This window comes from Streptomyces sp. NBC_00207 (assembly GCF_045160965.1).
Taxonomy (GTDB): domain Bacteria; phylum Actinomycetota; class Actinomycetes; order Streptomycetales; family Streptomycetaceae; genus Streptomyces.
Genome location: NZ_CP130715.1, coordinates 6,372,256 through 6,388,815, shown reverse-complemented (window position 1 = coordinate 6,388,815; position 16,560 = coordinate 6,372,256). Strand labels below are relative to the sequence as shown.

Here is a 16,560-nt window from a genome sequence, read left to right as displayed (position 1 = left end):
GTCCTCCCGTGCCCCGTCTCGACCGTCACTCAGGGTTGTCGGCGAGCGACCTCGCCGCCCTGACGCAATGCGCCTGCACCGCGCGGGCGTAGGCAGGCGAGGCGCCCGCCAGACCGCACGACGGGGTGACCACGACGGACTCCGCCAGAGTCCCCGGGGCCAGCCCCAGCCTGCGCCAAAGCTTCCTGACACCCATGACGCTACCGGCAGGCTCTGACAACGGGCCGTCGGTGCCGGGCACCACTCCGGCGAAGAGTTTCACACCGCCTTCGACGGCCTCCCCGATGGCGTCATCCTCGCGCTCGGTGAGCAGCGAGAAATCGAACGACACGCCCGTGGCTCCGGCTCGCCGCAGCAGGCCGAAGGGGACCTCGGGCGCGCAGGAGTGCACGACCACGTCCCCGTCGTGCACGGCGAAGAGGTCGCGCAGCGTGCCCTCGACGACCTGCCGGTCGACGGCGCGGTAGGTGCGGTAGCCGCTCGCGGAGCGGACCCGGCCGAGCAGGACGGCCGTCAGCGACGGCTCGTCGAACTGCAGCACGACGTCGGCGCCGGGGATCCGCTTGCGCACGTCGGCCAGGTGCTCGCGCAGCCCCTCGGCCAGCGATCCGGCCAGGTCCCGGCAGGCGCCCGCGTCCTGGAGCATGGCCTCGCCGCCGTGCAGTTCCAGGGCGGCGGCCAGCGTCCACGGCCCGACCGCCTGGATCTTGAGCTTGCCCGTGTACCCCTGGGTGAACTCCTCCAGCGCGTCGAGGTCCTCCCCGAGCCAGGACCGGGCCCGCTTCGAGTCCCGGCCGGGGCGGTCGCTGATCCGCCAGCCGCTGGGCTCGACGTGCGCGTACATGTCGACGAGCAGGCCGAGGGAACGGCCGATCATGTCCGCGCCGGGCCCGCGGGCGGGCAGCTCGGGCAGGTACGGGAACTCCTCGAAGGAGCCGGTGACGGTCCTGGCGGCCTCTCGGGCGTCACCGCCGGGCAGCGAACCGACGCCGGTGGCGCTCGCGGTCATCGGCCCGGCCTGACGCTCAGGTCGTTGACCTCGGCGTCGCGCGGCAGGTCGACGGCCATGACGATGGTGGTCGCCACCGACTCGGGATCGATCCAGTGGGACGGGTCGTACTCCTTGCCCTCCTGGGAGTGCACCTTGGCCTGCATGGGGCTGGCGGTCCGCCCCGGGTACACCGAGGTGACGCGGATCCCGTTGGCCTTCTCCTCCGCGCGCAGCGAGTCGGCGAGGGCCTTCAGTCCGTGCTTGGAGGCGGCGTACGCGCTCCAGTCGGCGTGGGCGGTCAGGCCTGCGCCGGAGTTCACGAAGACGACGGTGGCCTGGGAGGCGCGCAGGGTGGGCAGCAGCAGCCGGGTGACCTCGGCGGGTGCGATCAGGTTGACGTTGAGCTGCTGGTGCCAGGTCTTGGGGCGCAGCTCCCCCACCGGTCCGAGGTCCACGATCCCGGCGACGTGCAGCAGGGAGTCGATCCGCTCGGGGATGGCCTGCTTGGAGAAGGCCCACGAGAGCCGGTCGGGGTCGGCGAGGTCGCCCACGAGGACCCGCGCCCCGGGGTACCGCTCGACGAGCTGCTTGCCGCGGCCGGCGTCGCGGGCCAGGAGGACGAGGTCGTCGCCGCGGGCGTGCAGGCGGGCCGCGACGGCCGCGCCGATGCCGGATCCGGCACCGGTGATCAAGTGAGTAGCCATACCGCCCATGCTCGCACCCCTGAGCGCGCGCGGGGTCCGAAGGCCGAGGTCAGGTGCCGACGGCCGCCTCGTACGCCCGCTCCACGGCGGCGCGGGCGGCGGCCGCCTGCTCGGCCGTGACGGCGGGGGCGAAGCCCTGGCCGATCGTGGCGTGCGGGAGCGTCGCGACGAGCCGCGCCCGGACATCGCCGCGCGGCCCGGCCCACCGCTCGAGCGCCTGGTCGCGTACGTCGGCCAGCGCGGCGGCGCGGTCCGGCGCGGGCGGGGCGAAGCGGCCGTCGCTGGCCCGTTCGTGCTCGGCCCAGCGGTCCTCCCAGAACTCCACCGTCCAGCCCGGCCAGCGGGCGGCGACGGTACGGCCGTGGGCCCGTGCCGTGTTCAGCCACCAGCCGACCCGGCGCCGCTCCGGATCCACGTGGATGCCGGCGTCCGCCCGCAGCCGGTGGCTCCCGTGGTCCGGAGCGTCCCGGAGCCGGTCCAGCAGGGCGGGCCCCTCCTCGACCGGGTGGTCGTTGATGTCGGCGAGCACTTGGCAGCGGTCCGCGCCGATGGTGACCACGGCGACCAACGGGTCGGGGTCGTCCAGCTCCTCGTCGTCCGCTTCCAGCGCGGGACCGGGGTACACGTCGGTGTCCGCCTCCCGCGGGTCGAGCCCGAGGTGGGCGCGCAGCCCGGTCTGGCCGTCGTAGAGCCAGCGCACCTCCCAGCCCGGCCAGGCGCACCGCAGCAGCTCCAGGGTGGCCGCCCGGGTGCGCTGGGAGGCGATGGGCCCCTCCCATGCGAAGACCAGCAGGAGCCGGCGGGCCTCGTCGGCGAGGACGCCGGCCTCGACCATGTCGTCGGGGTACCAGTCGTCATCCGTCGCGTGGCTGCGCAGGTACGGGAGCACCGCCTCGGGCCCGGCCAGCAGGTCGAGGTCCAGCTCCACGGCGCCGTAGGAGGAGCGGTGGCGGGTGTGGCCCCGGGGGCCCGAGAGGACGAAGACGGCCCGGTTGCCCATCAGAGGCCGGCTTCGGCGCGCAGGCGGGCGGCCGTCTTCGTGGCGTCGTATCCGGCGGGGACGCCCTCGACCAGGATGACCTCGCCCGCTATGTGGTCGGTGCGCAGCGGGAGGATGGCCTGGTAGGCGGGCGAGGCGTACCAGGCGCGGGCCTGCTCGATGTCCGGGAAGGCGAGCATGACGACGGTCCCGGGGAAGGGGCCCTCCAGGACCTCGACCTCCGCGCCGTGGACGAGGAACCGGCCGCCGAAGGGGGTCATGGTCGACTGGATCTCCTCGATGTAGCGGAGGATGTCCTCGTTCATCGTCTCGGGCCGTATGTGGGCGATGGCGTAGGCGGTCATGGCGGTCTCCCCCGGTCGACCGGCCCGCCGGTTGGGGCCGTTGATCCGATCCTGTCAGGGCGCGGCCGCGGCGGCGATTACCTGCGGGGTCATGCCGATGCGGGCTGGAAGGTGCGCCGGTAGGCGATCGGGGAGATGCCGAGGGCCGAGCGCATGTGCTGGCGCAGGGAGCCCGCGGAGCCGAAGCCCGAGCGGTGGGCGACCAGGTCGACCGGCAGGTCGCTGGTCTCGAGCAAGTGGCGGGCCACTTCCAGGCGTTGGGCGGTGAGCCACTGCACCGGGGTCATGCCGACCTCGTCGCGGAACCGCCGGGTGAAGGTGCGCAGGCTCATCCGGGCGTGGTCGGCCAGTTCGGCGAGGGTGATCGGTTCGGCGAGGCGTTCCAGGGCCCAGGCGCGGGCGGCGGTGGTGGTCGCGACGGTGGGTTCGGGGACGGGCCGGTCGATGTACTGCGCCTGCCCGCCGTCGCGCCAGGGTGGTACGACGCACATCCGTGCGGCCCGGTTGGTGACGGCCGCGCCGTGGTCGCGGCGGATCAGGTGCAGGCACAGGTCGACTCCGGCGGCGACCCCGGCGGAGGTGAGGACGTCGCCGTCGTCGACGAACAGGACGTCCTCGTCGACGAGGACCCGGGGGTAGGCCCGGCGGAACTCGGGGGCCAGGTTCCAGTGCGTGGTCGCGGGGCGGCCGTCGAGCAGTCCGGCGGCGGCGAGCACGTAGGAGCCGGTGCAGATCGAGACCAGGCGGGCGCCCGGGCGGATGCCGGCGATGGCCGCGGCGACCTCGGGCGGCAGCGGGCCGCCGTGGGCCAGCTCGGGCATGGCGTGGGTGGGCGGGAGGATGACGGTGTCGGCGGCGGCGAGGGCTTCGGGCCCGGCGGCGGGCTGGATGGTGAACCCGGCGTCGCTGAGCACGGGGCGGCCGTCGGCGGTGCAGACGACGACCTCGTACAGCGCCTCGCCGGCCTCGTCCACGGCACTGCCGAAGACCCGCGAGGGGATCCCCAGCTCGAAGGGGGGAACGCCCGGCAGGGCGAGCACCGCGATCAGGTGGCGGCCGTGCGGGCCGCTCTCCTCCGCCGCCGTCCCCGTTCGTGTCGTACGCACCTGGTCCATGGCCAGATCCTGTCACATAGTGGCCATTCGGCCAACACCATCGGGTGCCGTGATGCCCGACTGTGGGACATGTCGCCGGGGATCCGCCCGGTACAACACGGATTCAGATGGAATGAGGCGGAACAGCATGCGCGCGATCGTCGTGAACGGATGGGGCGGCCCCGAGAACCTGGTCGAGCGGGAGATCGAGCGCCCGGAGCCCGACCGGAACGAGATCCTCGTCCGGGTCCACGCGGCCGGCGTGAACCCGGCCGACTGGAAGACCCGCGCCAGCGGGGGCCTGATCACCTGGGGCGAGATCCCGATCGTCGGCTGGGACGTCTCCGGCACCGTCGAGGCGGTCGGCCCCGGCGTGACCCTCTACGCCCCGGGCGACGAGGTGTACGGGATGCCGAGCTTCCCGCGGCAGGCGGGCGGCTACGCCGAGTACGTGGCGGGCCCGGCCCGGCACTTCGCCCGCAAGCCTGCCTCCCTCGACCACGTGCAGGCGGCCGCACTGCCGCTGGCGGCACTGACCGCCTGGCAGGCGCTGGTGGACACGGCCGGAGTGTCGGCCGGGCAGCGGGTGCTGGTGCACGCGGCGGCCGGCGGGGTCGGACACCTGGCGGTGCAGATCGCCAAGGCCCGGGGCGCGTACGTGATCGGCACCGCGAGCGGCGCCAAGCACGAGCTGCTGCGCGAGCTGGGTGCCGACGAGGTGATCGACTACCGCACGACGGACTTCGAGGACGTCGTCACGGACGTGGACGTCGTGATCGACACCATGGGCGGGGACTACGGGCAGCGCTCGCTGAAGGTGCTGAAGCCGGGCGGCCACCTGGTGACCCTGCCGGGCCCGGACGGCCTCCCCGCCGACGCGGAGGGCGTGCACGCCTCCTGGGTCCTCGTGGAGCCCGACCTGCAGGGCCTGCGGGAGATCTCGGCCCTGGTGGAGCAGGGCCTGCTGAAGCCCCTGATCGACACGGTGCTCCCGCTGGAGCAGGCCGCGAAGGCCCACGAGATCGGCGAACTGGGCCGCACCACCGGCAAGATCGTCCTGACGGTGGCGTGAGCCGCCGGAGCTAGACGGAGGCGGTCGTGGCCCGGGTGGTCGTGGCGATGGTGGCGGAGCCGACCACGCGGGTGCCGTCGTAGAGCACGATCGCCTGGCCGGGGGCCACACCGCGGACCGGCTCGGTGAAGGAGACGCGCAGCTCGCCGTCCACGAGCTCGGCGAAGACCTCGGTCTCGCCGCCGTGGGCGCGCAGCTGCGCGGTGTAGGTGCCCGGGGCCGCGGCCGTGGAGCCGCACCAGCGGGGGCGGATCGCCGTGAGGGCGGTGACGTCGAGGGCCTCGGCGGGGCCGACGGTGACGGTGTTGTTCACCGGGGAGATGTCGAGGACGTAGCGCGGCTTGCCGTCGGGGGCGGGGTGGCCGATGCGCAGGCCCTTGCGCTGGCCGATGGTGAAGCCGAAGGCGCCCTCGTGGGTGCCGACCTTCTCGCCGGTCTCGTCGACGATGTCGCCCTCGGCCTTGCCGAGGCGGTTCGCGAGGAAGCCCTGGGTGTCGCCGTCGGCGATGAAGCAGATGTCGTGGCTGTCGGGCTTCTTCGCGACGGCCAGGCCGCGCTGCTCGGCCTCGGCGCGGATCTCTTCCTTGGTGGTGAGGGTGTCACCGAGCGGGAAGAGCGCGTGGGCGAGCTGCTTCTCGTCGAGGACGCCGAGGACGTACGACTGGTCCTTGGCCATGTCGGAGGCGCGGTGCAGCTCGCGGGAGCCGTCCTCGTTCAGCACGACGGTGGCGTAGTGGCCGGTGCAGACGGCGTCGAAGCCGAGGGCGAGGGCCTTGTCGAGCAGCGCCGCGAACTTGATCTTCTCGTTGCAGCGCAGGCAGGGGTTCGGGGTGCGCCCGGCCTCGTACTCGGAGATGAAGTCCTCGACGACGTCCTCGCGGAAGCGCTCGGCCAGGTCCCAGACGTAGAACGGGATGCCGATGACGTCGGCGGCGCGGCGTGCGTCGCGGGAGTCCTCGATGGTGCAGCAGCCGCGGGCACCGGTCCGGAAGGACTGCGGGTTCGCGGAGAGCGCCAGGTGGACACCGGTCACGTCGTGCCCGGCTTCGACCGCGCGGGCGGCGGCGACGGCGGAGTCCACTCCGCCGGACATGGCGGCCAGGACGCGGAGGGGGCGGGCGGTGCGCGGCAGGTTCTCAGTCATAGCACCGTCCAGAGTACGGGGGAACCGAGCGGGGTCACAGCGCGTTATCGCGTACGGGGGGTGGATCACATGACCGAGCTCGGGAACAAAAGACCGAAACCGCGGAGCCGGACCCGCAGGGCGGTGCTGTTCGGCGGGCTCGGGGTGTTCGCGGCGGCGGCGGTCGCCGGCCGCGACGAGATCGGCCGGGCCTGGTGGCTGATACCGGGAGTGGCCAAGCCGCGCAAGGAGGGCGAGCTCGACCACGCGGGCGCGAGCTGGACCTCGGCCTCGCCGGCGAACTGGCGGATGGCGGACCGGCCCGACGACTACCGGGTGGACCGGATCGTCGTCCATGTCACACAGGGCAGCTTCGAGGGCTCGGTGCAGGCCTTCAAGAACCCGTTCCACCGGGCGTCGGCGCACTACATGGTGCGCGGCGACGGCCACGTGGAGCAGCTGGTGCGCGAGATGGACGTGGCCTTCCACGCGGCGAACCGCAAGATGAACGAGCGCAGCATCGGCATCGAGCACGTCGGCTTCGTGGACCGCCCGCAGGACTTCACGGACGCGATGTACGCGGCCTCGGCGCGGCTGGCGGCCGACGTCTGCCGCCGGTACGGCATACCGGCGGACCGCACCCACCTCATCGGGCACTCCGAGGTCCCGGGCGCCGACCACACGGATCCGGGCCCCCACTGGGACTGGGACCGCTACGTACGCCTCGTCCGGGAAGCCCTCGCCGCGAAGCCCGGCTAGGGCCTAGCTGAGGCCCGCCGTGCGGGCGCGTTCCACCGCCGGGCCGATGGCCGCGGCCACGGCGGCGATGTCCTCCTTGGTGGAGGTGTGGCCGAGGGAGAAGCGCAGGGTGCCGCGGGCCAGCTGCGGATCGGTGCCGGTCGCCAGCAGGACGTGGCTCGGCTGGGCCACGCCGGCGGTGCAGGCGGAGCCGGTGGAGCACTCGATGCCCTGGGCGTCGAGCAGGAGCAGCAGCGAGTCGCCCTCGCAGCCGGGGAAGCTGAAGTGGGCGTTGGCCGGAAGCCGCCCGTCGGGGTCTCCCCCGAGCACGGCGTCGGGCACGGCCGCGCGGACGGCGGCGACCAGCTCGTCGCGCAGGGCGCCGATCTCGGTGGCGAACCGCTCCCGCCGCTCGGCGGCGAGGACCGCGGCGACCGCGAAGGCGGCGATGGCAGGCACGTCGAGGGTGCCGGAACGGACGTGCCGCTCCTGGCCGCCGCCGTGCAGGACGGGGACGGGGGTCTGGTCGCGGCCGAGGAGCAGGGCGCCGATGCCGTAGGGGCCGCCGACCTTGTGGCCGCTGACGGTCATGGCGGCGAGGCCGCTGTCGGCGAAGTGCACGTCGAGCTGCCCGAAGGCCTGGACGGCGTCGGAGTGCAGCGGGATCCCGTGCTCGCGGGCGACGGCGGCCAGTTCACGGACCGGCATGACGGTGCCGATCTCGTTGTTGGCCCACATCACCGTGGCCAGGGCCACGTCGCCGGGGTTGCGCTCGACGGCCTCCCGGAAGGCCTCGGGGTGCACACGGCCGTAGCGGTCCACGGGCAGGTACTCGACGCGGGCGCCCTCGTGTTCGGCGAGCCAGTGGACGGCGTCGAGCACGGCGTGGTGCTCGACGGGGCTGGCCAGGACCCGGGTCCGGGCCGGGTCGGCGTCGCGCCGGGCCCAGTAGAGGCCCTTCACGGCGAGGTTGTCGGCCTCCGTGCCGCCGGCGGTGAAGACCACCTCGCTGGGGCGGGCGCCGACCGCTTCGGCGAAGGCCTCGCGGGCCTCCTCGACGGTACGGCGGGCCCGGCGGCCGGCGGCGTGCAGGGAGGACGCGTTACCCGTGGCGGCGAACTGCGCGGTCATCGCCGCGGCGGCCTCCGGCAGCATCGGGGTGGTGGCGGCGTGGTCGAGGTAGGCCATGATCCCCCGATTCTACGAGCCCGCCGGTGCCGGTCCGCCCGGCGGGACCCTCACCGTCTCCTGGGGCTCCGCCCCAGCCCCCGCGCCTCGAACGCCGGCGGGGCTGGAGTGGTGCGGCGGGGCCCCCGATTGGCCGGGCGCGTCAGGAGCGGAGCGCGCGGGCCAGTTGGCGGGACTGGGCGACCAGGTGGTCGGTCGAGTCCCAGACCTCGGCGTCCTCTTCCAGGAAGCCGCCGGCCAGGTTGCGGGTGGTGATGGAGACCCGGAGCGGTCCGGGGGCCGGGCGGCGGCGGATGTGGGTGGTGAGTTCCACCGTCGGGGTCCAGGCCACCAGGCCGAGGTCGAAGGCGGTGGGCGGCAGCGCGTCCACCGCGAGGAGCATGGACAGCGGGTCGGCGTCGCGGCCGTCGGCCAGCTCGAACCAGGACCGCATCTCGCCCTTGCCCGACGGGGCGCCGAGGGCCCATCCCGCGGTCGCCGGGTCCAGGCGGAGCCGCAGCCGGTCCACGATGGCGGAGCTGCCGGGGATCGGGGCCGGGCCGGCCTCGGGGCCGATGCAGTCCTCGTAGGCGGGCATGACGGGCGGCTTGGCGACCGTGCGCACGTCGTCCGGCAGGGCCGCGAGGTCGCCGTAGGAGGCGAGGACGCGGATGCGCTCGACCTCGGCGCCGCTCTCGTCGTACTGGAACAGCGAGGCCTGGCCGGTGGAGAGGGTGCGGCCGACCCGTACCACCTGCGTGCGGATCACGGCGGGGCCGGGCACGGAGGAGGTCAGGTAGTGCGCGGAGACGGTGAAGGGGTCCGGGTGCGGGAGGGCCGCGGAGAGGGCCCGGCCGACCAGGGCCAGCAGGTAGCCGCCGTTGACGGCGGCGATGATCGTCCACCCGGCGGAGAGTTCCGCGTCGTACACCCCGGGCTCGCCCGCGCGTGCGGTGATGCTGGTGTCGCGGTCGAACTCACTGTCGCCGATGGATGCCTTGGCAGCTGCGTGTGACATGAAAACGACGGTACACCGGGTTGCTACTAAGCGGTAGCTTTCTCTTGTTACGGCTCTTCGGCCACCGAAGAGCGCCGGTTCCAGGCCAGCGGGGCCCGCCAGTGGTAGCGCATGGCGAGGATCCGCAGGACGAACGTGGTGACGATCGCCAGGCCGGTGGTGACGGCGTTGAGGGAGTCCAGGGCGATGAAGACGGCGACCATCGCGGCGCCGACGGTCGCGGGCACGGCGTACATCTCGCGGTCGCGCAGCAGCGAGGGCACCTCGTTGACGAGTACGTCGCGCAGTACGCCCCCGCCGACGGCCGTCGCGAGACCGAGCGCGGCGGACGCGGTGAGGCCGAGGCCGTACTCGTAGGCCTTGGTCGTGCCCGTCACGCAGAACAGCGCGAGGCCGGCGGCGTCGAAGACGTTGATGGCCCGGTTGATCCGCTGGACCTCGGGGTGCAGGAAGAAGACGAGCGCGGCGGCGATCAGCGGCGTGACGAAGAAGCTGAGCTCGCCGAAGGCGGCAGGCGGGACGGCGCCGATGACGAGGTCGCGGAAGAGGCCGCCGCCGAGGGCCGTGACCAGGGCGAGGACGGCGATGCCGAAGACGTCGAAGTTCTTGCGGACGGCGAGCAGGGCGCCTGCGGTGGCGAAGACGAAGATGCCGGCGAGGTCCAGCGCATGCTGGACCCCGGGCGGGAAGAGATCGTGGAGCACTGGCTCATTGTCGCCCCTTGGCTCCCGCCGGGTTGACGGGGCCGGGCGCGGGCCGCCGGCCGGCCGGGCCGTGCCGCTTCAAGACCCGGGGCTCCGCCCCGGACCCCGCGCCTCAAACGCCGGCGGGGCTGGGTTGGTGCGGCGGGGCCGGGTCTGCGGATCCGGCCCCGCCTGCCCTGCTACTCCGTCGCCTGCACCACCGCGTCCGCCGCGCCGGGCAGGGGCTGGTCGCCCGGGGCCTGGTCGGGGGCGTTCTCCGGGTGGTGGCAGGCCACCTGGTGGCCCGTCTTCAGCGTCAGCAGCGGCGGTTCCTGCGTCGTGCAGATCTGCGTGGCCTTCCAGCACCGCGTGTGGAAGCGGCACCCGCTCGGCGGCGAGATCGGCGAGGGCACGTCGCCCTTGAGCAGGATGCGCCCGCTCTTCGCGCCCCGCCTGCGCGGGTCCGGCACGGGTACGGCCGACAGCAGCGCCTTGGTGTAGGGGTGCATCGGGCTCTCGTAGAGCGCGGTCCGGTCGGCCAGTTCGACGAGCTTGCCGAGGTACATCACGGCGATGCGGTCGGACACGTGCCGGATGACCGACAGGTCGTGCGCGATGATCACGTACGTGAGGCCGAGCTCCTCCTGGAGGTCGTCCAGCAGGTTGACCACCTGGGCCTGGATCGACACGTCCAGCGCCGAGACCGGCTCGTCCGCGACGACCAGCTTCGGGTTCAGGGCCAGGGCGCGGGCGATGCCGATGCGCTGGCGCTGGCCGCCGGAGAACTCGTGCGGGTAGCGGTTGTAGTGCTCCGGGTTGAGGCCCACCAGCGCCAGCAGCCGCTGGACCTCCGCCTTGAGCCCGCCCTCCGGCTGCACTCCCTGGAGCTTGAAGGGGGTGCTGACGATCGTGCCGACCGTGTGCCGCGGGTTCAGCGAGCCGTACGGGTCCTGGAAGATCATCTGGATGTCCCGGCGCAGCGGCCGCATGGCCGAGGCCCCGAGGTGGGTGATGTCCCGGCCCTCGAACTCGATGCTGCCGCCCGTGGGTTCCAGCAGCCGGGTGATCAGCCGCCCCATCGTGGACTTGCCGCAACCGGACTCGCCCACGACGCCGAGGGTCTCACCGCGCCGCACCTCGAAGTCGAGGCCGTCGACGGCCTGGACCGCGCCGGCCTGGCGGCGCAGCAGTCCCTTGTGGATCGGGAAGTGCTTGGTAAGCCCGGACACCTTGAGCAACGGCCCGTCCTGCTCCGCCCGCTGCGCGGGGACACCGGGGGCGTCCTTCTTCTTCATGTCCTCGGTCACAGCTTCGGCGCAATCTCTTCGGTCCAGATCCGGGTCCGCTGCTCCGTCGACATGTGGCAGGCGGACCAGTGCTTGTTCCCGTCCTCCGTCAGCTCGGGCCGCCGGGTGCGGGTGATCCCGTCCTCGGGCACGTCGGCGTACGGGCAGCGCGGATTGAAGGCACAGCCGCTGGGGATGTTGATCAGGCTGGGCGGCGAGCCCTTGACCGGGATGAGCCGCTCGGTCTGGTCGCGGTCGATGCGGGGCATCGATCCGAGCAGGCCCCAGGTGTACGGGTGCCGGGGCTCGTAGAAGACCTTCTCGGCGGAACCGCGCTCCACGCACCGGCCGCCGTACATCACGAGGATGTCGTCGGCCATCTCGGCCACCACGCCGAGGTCGTGGGTGATCATGATGACCGCGGAGCCGAACTCCTTCTGCAGGTCCCGGATGAGGTCGAGGATCTGCGCCTGGACGGTGACGTCGAGGGCGGTCGTCGGCTCGTCCGCGATGAGCAGCTCGGGGTTGTTCACCAGGGACATCGCGATCATGGCGCGCTGGCGCATGCCGCCCGAGAACTCGTGCGGGTAGTTGTTCACCCGCTTGCCGGGCTCGGGGATGCCGACGCGGTCCAGCATCTCGACCGCCCGGGCGCGGGCGATCTTCTTGCTCACCGGGTGGTGGACCCGGTAGGCCTCCACGATCTGGGAGCCGATCGTGTAGTAGGGGTGCAGCGCGCTCAGCGGATCCTGGAAGATCATCGCCATCTCGCGGCCGCGCAGCCGGCGCACCTCCTCCGGGTCGGCGGAGAGCAGCTCCTTGCCGTTGAGCCAGATCTCCCCCGAGAGGGAGGCGCTGGAGCGGCCGCCGTTGCCGACGCGGTGCAGGCCCATGAGGGCCAGGGAGGTGACGGACTTGCCTGAGCCCGACTCGCCCACGATGCCGAGGGTCTTGCCCTTCTCCAGCTGGAAGGAGAGTCCGTCGACCGATTTCACCAGGCCGTCGTCCGTGGGGAAGTGGACCCGCAGGTCGCGGACGTCGAGGAAGGTCCCGGGCGCGCCGGGGGCCTTCGCGGTGCCGGTGCTCGTTCCGGTGTCGGCCCCGGTGGCGGTTTCTGTGCCGGTTTCGGTGCCCTGACCGGCACCGCTGACGGGCTTCGTCGGGTCGGTCACGACAGCCTCACCCTCGGGTCGATGATGGCGTAGACGAGGTCGACCACCAGGTTGCAGAACACGATGAAGAACGCGGCGAACAGGGTCACGCCGAGGATCTTCGGGAGGTCGTTGACCGCGATCGCCTGATAGGCGTACTCGCCGACCCCGTGGTACGAGAAGACGGTCTCGGTGACGATGGCGCCGCCGAGGAGGAGCCCGAAGTCCATGCCGAAGATGGTGATGATCGGGGTCAGCGCGGACCGCAGTCCGTGCCGGGTCACCACCACGCGCTCGCGCAGGCCCTTGGCGCGGGCCGTCCGGATGTAGTCCTCGTTCATGGTCTCCAGCATTCCGGCCCGGGTGAGGCGGGCGTAGAGCGCCGAGTAGAGGAAGGCGAGGGTGCACCAGGGCAGGACGAGCGCCTGGAACCAGCCGGCCGGGTCGTCGGAGAAGTCGACGTACACGTTGGTGAAGATCGGCCAGTTGAAGACGAACAGGGCCAGCGACAGGACGCCGGTGAAGAACATGGGCAGCGAGACGCCGGCCAGCGCCACACCCATGGCGACGCGGTCGAAGAGCGAGCCCGGTCGCAGGGCGGAGATGACGCCGGTGGTCACGCCGGTGACCAGCCAGACGACGGCCGCGCCGAAGGCGAGGGAGGCCGTGATCGGCAGGCGTTCCAGCATCTGGGGCCAGACCTCGACGTGGTCCTTGAAGGAGTAGCCGAGGCAGGGGGCGTGGCACTGTGAGGGCTGCGGGCCGAAGTTGAACTCGCGGCCGACGAATATCCCCTTCAGGAACTCCCAGAACTGCTGGTGCAGGGGCTGGTCGAGGCCGAGGTTCTGCTTGACCGCGGCGATCGACTCCGGTGAGGGGTTCTTGCCCACGTACTGGGTGGCAAGCGAGTCGACGGTTCCGCCGGCCAGCCTGGGCAGCAGGAAGAAAATCGCAAAGGTGATCGCGCTGACGACGAGCAGCAGGGCCACCGCGGCGATCATCCGCCGGACGATGTACACAAACACGAGGGTCGGCTTCGGCGTCCGCCGGCCCGTACGGCTCCCCGGTCGGGGGAGCCGCACGAGCCGGCGTGCACTGCTGCCTTCACCTGCCTTCCACGGTTCTGGCAGATCGGGCTGAAAGGTCGGGCCTTACTGGGTTCGGACTTACTTCAGGCCGACGTTGAGGTAGTCGTACTGGCCGCTCCAGGCCGGGTTCGACACCGCGTTGGTGATCTTCGGCGAGCGGTAGTGCAGCACCTTGAAGTAGGTCAGCGGCACGATGACCGCCTCATCCATGACCTTCTTGTCGATGTCGCCGTAGACCTTCTCGCGGGCGGCGGGGTCGGTGTTGGCGATGTTGGCGTCGAGCATCCCGTTGATCTCGGGGCTGTTCAGCTGCGACAGGTTGGTGTTACCGGTCTTGCCGATCGCACCACCGTGCACCACCTGCTGGAGGAAACCGAAGCCGGTCGGCCAGTCGGCACCCCACTGCATCATCATGAGGCCGATCTTGTTGTCCTCGGTGAACTTCGGGACACCCGCGTAGTCACTGAAGTACTTGCCGGCCGGGTACTGCTGGATCTTGACGGTGATCCCGACCTTCTTCAGCGAGGCCTGGATCGCGGTGGCCATGTCGACCTCACCGGCACGGTCGTTGCGGGCCGTGATGGTGGTCTCGAAGCCGTTCGGCTGGCCGCAGGCGGTCAGCAGTTCCTTGGACTTGGCCTCGTCACCCTTGTTGTCCGGGGTCTTGTAGGTGTCGAAGTCGACGTGGCCCGGGATGTCCGTCGGGAGCACCGTGCTGGCGATGGCGCCGCGGACCGGTCCGCCGAAGGCGGTCTGCACCGAGACCTTGTCCACCGCGTACTGGACGGCCTTGCGGCACTCCGGCTTGTCGAAGGGCGCCACCTTGGTGTTGATCGCCATGTAGACCAGGCGACCGCCCTGCGCGTTGTCGGTGTTCGGGTCCTTCGAGCTCAGCAGCTCCGACTGGGTCTGCTGGGCGACGCCGTTGCCCACGATGTCGATGTGGGAGTTGCCGGCCTTCAGGTTGGAGTCGATCGTCTCCTGGTTGACCTTCAGCTTGACGACGATCTTGTCCGGCAGCTGCTTGCGGAGCGGGTCGTTGCCGGCGTCCCAGTTGGGGTTGCGGACCAGGACGGCCTGCTTGTCCTGCTCGTAGCTCTCGAACATGTAGGAGCCGGAGGACATGATGTGCTTGACGTAGTCCGCGCCGTCGTCCTTGGCCTTCGGCACCGGGGCCGACTGCGGGTTGGCGAGGAGGTAGTCGAACTCCGCGAAGGGCTGCTTGAGCTTGAAGACGATGGTGTGGTCGTCCGGGGTCTCGATGGACTTCAGACCCTCGTCGCTCTTGTCCTTGTACGGGCCTTCGTACTTCGGCTCGTTGTCCTTGAGGTACTGGGCCAGGTAGCTCGGGCCGTTGGAGTGGACGTCACGGGCGAAGTTGCTCCGCTCGACGCCGTACTTGACGTCCTTCGAGGTGACCTCGGTGCCGTCGCTGTACTTCACGCCCTTGCGGAGCTTGTACGTCCAGGTGGCACCGCCGTCGCTGGAGACACCCAGGGATTCGGCGAGGTCCGGCACGACCTTGTTGCCCTCGGCGCCCGGGGCGGGGGCGAAGGTGGTCAGCGGACGCGCGTACAGGCGGCTGAAGTTGAAGACGAAGCCGTAGTACGTGTTGCCCGGGTCGAACGAGTCGGGGGTGTCGGACGCCTCGTAGACGAGCGTCCCGCCCTTCTTGTCCGAGGCGTTGACGACACCCGTGACGGCCGCGTTGGCGGCGGCGGAACCCTTGCCGTCACCCTCGCCCGTCTTGTCCCCGCCGCTGCACGCAGAGGCGCCCATGGCGATGCTGATGGCGGCCACGAGCACCGCAGCTGATCTCGACCTGCTTTTCATGGTGGAGTTAAGCCCCCTGATTCAGAGTGGAGTGGTGATGGGGTGGGCGGTGGCCCGGCCGCGCCCGAGGAAACGGTTCAGCGGCGGCTCTTGGGGTCCAGGGCGTCCCGCAGACCGTCGCCGAGCAGGTTGAAGGCGAGCACGGTGATGAAGATCGCCAGGCCCGGCACGACCATGTACATCGGGTCGACCTTGTAGTACCTGACGGCCTCGCTCAGCATTCCGCCCCAGGAAGCCTGCGGGGGCTGGATACCGACGCCCAGGAAGCTCAGGGACGCCTCGAAAAGGATGTTGGTGGGGATGAGCAGGGTCGCGTAGACGAGGATCGGCGCCACCAGGTTCGGGAGCAGTTCCTTGAAGACGATGAACGGGCCCCGCGCGCCCAGGGAGCGCGCCGCGTCGACGAACTCCCGTTCGCGCAGCGACAGCGTCTGTCCGCGCACGATGCGCCCGATGTAGGGCCAGCCGAAGAAGCCGATCACGAACACCAGCACGCTGATGTGGAGCGGCAGCCCCTCCAGTCCGAACGCCCCGCCCTGCAGTGCGGCCGAGATGGAGATCGCGAACAGCAGCAGCGGGAAGGCGAGGAAGGTGTCCATCATCCGGCTGATGACGGTGTCGGCCCAGCCGCCGTAGTAGCCGGCGACGACGCCCAGCACCGAGCCGATGACCACGGACAGCAGGGTCGAGCCGAAGGCCACGAGCAGCGACACCCAGGAGCCCTCCAGGATGCGGGTGGCGATGTCACGGCCGAACTTCGGCTCCACGCCCAGCGGGTGGGACCAGCTGATGCCGCCGAAGGAGCCGATGGGGGTCGCGAGCGACGGGTCGATCAGGTCCTGGTGCAGGGCGTCGGGATCGAGGTCGAAGATCGCCTGGATCGGCTGCGAGAGCACGGCCAGCACGACCAGGAAGAGGACGACGATCCCGCCGGCCATCGCGACCCGGTCCCGCTTGAGGCGGGTCCATGCGATCCGGCCGAGCGAGCGGCCCTCAATCGCCCCTTGCTTCGCCCCGTCCGGGCTGGCGCCGGGCTGGGGCCGCGCGGGCCCGCTGGTCTCGGTAGGTGCCGTCATCGTGGTGGGGACCCCTCTCGGCCGGCTGGTGGCCGGCCCCTGCCAGCCGCTGTGACGGCTTGGTTCACATCGTGGCGCGGTTGTCGCTGGTTGCCGGCGGTTCGTCGCTACGGATACTGCTCGCGAAATGCGGATGAAGAGTGGGCACCTGCTGGTTGGGCCCTCTCAGTGGGGGGAGTCTTCAACGGTCTC

At 71.5% G+C, this 16,560-nt stretch carries 16 protein-coding genes; 2 read left to right on the top strand and 14 right to left on the bottom strand.

Annotated features, from left to right (window positions below):
• Window positions 1-25: 25 nt before the first annotated feature.
• The 5 genes from OG472_RS30335 to OG472_RS30315 all read right to left on the bottom strand — a co-directional run bounded on the left by OG472_RS30335 (window position 26) and on the right by OG472_RS30315 (window position 4,154).
• A complete protein-coding gene (locus OG472_RS30335) occupies window positions 26-1,009 on the bottom strand; it encodes a methionine synthase (RefSeq protein WP_401612094.1) in 984 nt (327 codons plus the stop codon).
• Window positions 1,006-1,695: an SDR family oxidoreductase gene (locus tag OG472_RS30330; protein ID WP_405832075.1), complete on the bottom strand. Its 690-nt coding sequence runs from the start codon at window positions 1,693-1,695 to the stop codon at window positions 1,006-1,008. The genes OG472_RS30335 and OG472_RS30330 overlap by 4 nt, the downstream gene beginning before the upstream one ends.
• Before the next feature lie 49 nt (window positions 1,696-1,744).
• Entirely contained in the window at window positions 1,745-2,695 is a 951-nt protein-coding gene (locus tag OG472_RS30325) for a hypothetical protein (protein ID WP_405942260.1), read from the bottom strand.
• Complete coding sequence (locus tag OG472_RS30320) at window positions 2,695-3,039, bottom strand: DUF1330 domain-containing protein (protein WP_405942259.1); 345 nt, start codon at window positions 3,037-3,039, stop codon at window positions 2,695-2,697. Before OG472_RS30320 ends, OG472_RS30325 begins: the two co-directional genes overlap by 1 nt.
• An 89-nt stretch (window positions 3,040-3,128) precedes the next feature.
• Entirely contained in the window at window positions 3,129-4,154 is a 1,026-nt protein-coding gene (locus OG472_RS30315) for a GlxA family transcriptional regulator (RefSeq protein ID WP_401612083.1), read from the bottom strand.
• A gap of 127 nt (window positions 4,155-4,281) precedes the next feature.
• On the opposite strand from OG472_RS30315, the gene OG472_RS30310 reads away from it, so the two are divergent.
• Complete coding sequence (locus tag OG472_RS30310) at window positions 4,282-5,205, top strand: NADP-dependent oxidoreductase (RefSeq protein ID WP_401612080.1); 924 nt, start codon at window positions 4,282-4,284, stop codon at window positions 5,203-5,205.
• A gap of 10 nt (window positions 5,206-5,215) precedes the next feature.
• On the opposite strand, the gene mnmA is transcribed toward OG472_RS30310, so the two are convergent.
• Window positions 5,216-6,349, bottom strand: a complete 1,134-nt coding sequence (gene mnmA / locus OG472_RS30305; protein ID WP_383563353.1) for a tRNA 2-thiouridine(34) synthase MnmA — start codon at window positions 6,347-6,349, stop codon at window positions 5,216-5,218.
• Between the two features lie 69 nt (window positions 6,350-6,418).
• Between mnmA and OG472_RS30300 the strand changes: the two genes are divergently transcribed.
• Window positions 6,419-7,087, top strand: coding sequence for an N-acetylmuramoyl-L-alanine amidase (locus OG472_RS30300; RefSeq protein WP_401612077.1), 669 nt, complete (start codon window positions 6,419-6,421; stop codon window positions 7,085-7,087).
• 3 nt (window positions 7,088-7,090) lie between these two features.
• On the opposite strand, the gene OG472_RS30295 is transcribed toward OG472_RS30300, so the two are convergent.
• From OG472_RS30295 to OG472_RS30260, 8 genes are all read right to left on the bottom strand, one after another.
• Window positions 7,091-8,254, bottom strand: coding sequence for a cysteine desulfurase family protein (locus OG472_RS30295; protein ID WP_401612074.1), 1,164 nt, complete (start codon window positions 8,252-8,254; stop codon window positions 7,091-7,093).
• 142 nt (window positions 8,255-8,396) lie between these two features.
• Window positions 8,397-9,251: a thioesterase family protein gene (locus OG472_RS30290; RefSeq protein ID WP_383563345.1), complete on the bottom strand. Its 855-nt coding sequence runs from the start codon at window positions 9,249-9,251 to the stop codon at window positions 8,397-8,399.
• Window positions 9,252-9,298: 47 nt separating this feature from the next.
• On the bottom strand, window positions 9,299-9,955 hold the full coding sequence (locus OG472_RS30285) for a trimeric intracellular cation channel family protein (protein WP_327416555.1): 657 nt from the start codon (window positions 9,953-9,955) through the stop codon (window positions 9,299-9,301).
• Between the two features lie 179 nt (window positions 9,956-10,134).
• Window positions 10,135-11,229, bottom strand: a complete 1,095-nt coding sequence (locus tag OG472_RS30280) for an ABC transporter ATP-binding protein (RefSeq protein WP_401612202.1) — start codon at window positions 11,227-11,229, stop codon at window positions 10,135-10,137.
• A gap of 8 nt (window positions 11,230-11,237) precedes the next feature.
• Window positions 11,238-12,392, bottom strand: coding sequence for an ABC transporter ATP-binding protein (locus OG472_RS30275; protein WP_401612070.1), 1,155 nt, complete (start codon window positions 12,390-12,392; stop codon window positions 11,238-11,240).
• Window positions 12,389-13,396 carry an ABC transporter permease gene (locus OG472_RS30270; RefSeq protein WP_327416553.1) on the bottom strand — a complete coding sequence of 336 codons (1,008 nt, stop codon included), beginning with the start codon at window positions 13,394-13,396 and terminating at the stop codon, window positions 12,389-12,391. Before OG472_RS30270 ends, OG472_RS30275 begins: the two co-directional genes overlap by 4 nt.
• A 141-nt stretch (window positions 13,397-13,537) precedes the next feature.
• A complete protein-coding gene (locus OG472_RS30265) occupies window positions 13,538-15,238 on the bottom strand; it encodes an ABC transporter substrate-binding protein (protein ID WP_401612200.1) in 1,701 nt (566 codons plus the stop codon).
• Between the two features lie 131 nt (window positions 15,239-15,369).
• Entirely contained in the window at window positions 15,370-16,368 is a 999-nt protein-coding gene (locus OG472_RS30260) for an ABC transporter permease (RefSeq protein WP_383563340.1), read from the bottom strand.
• Window positions 16,369-16,560 lie beyond the last annotated feature (192 nt).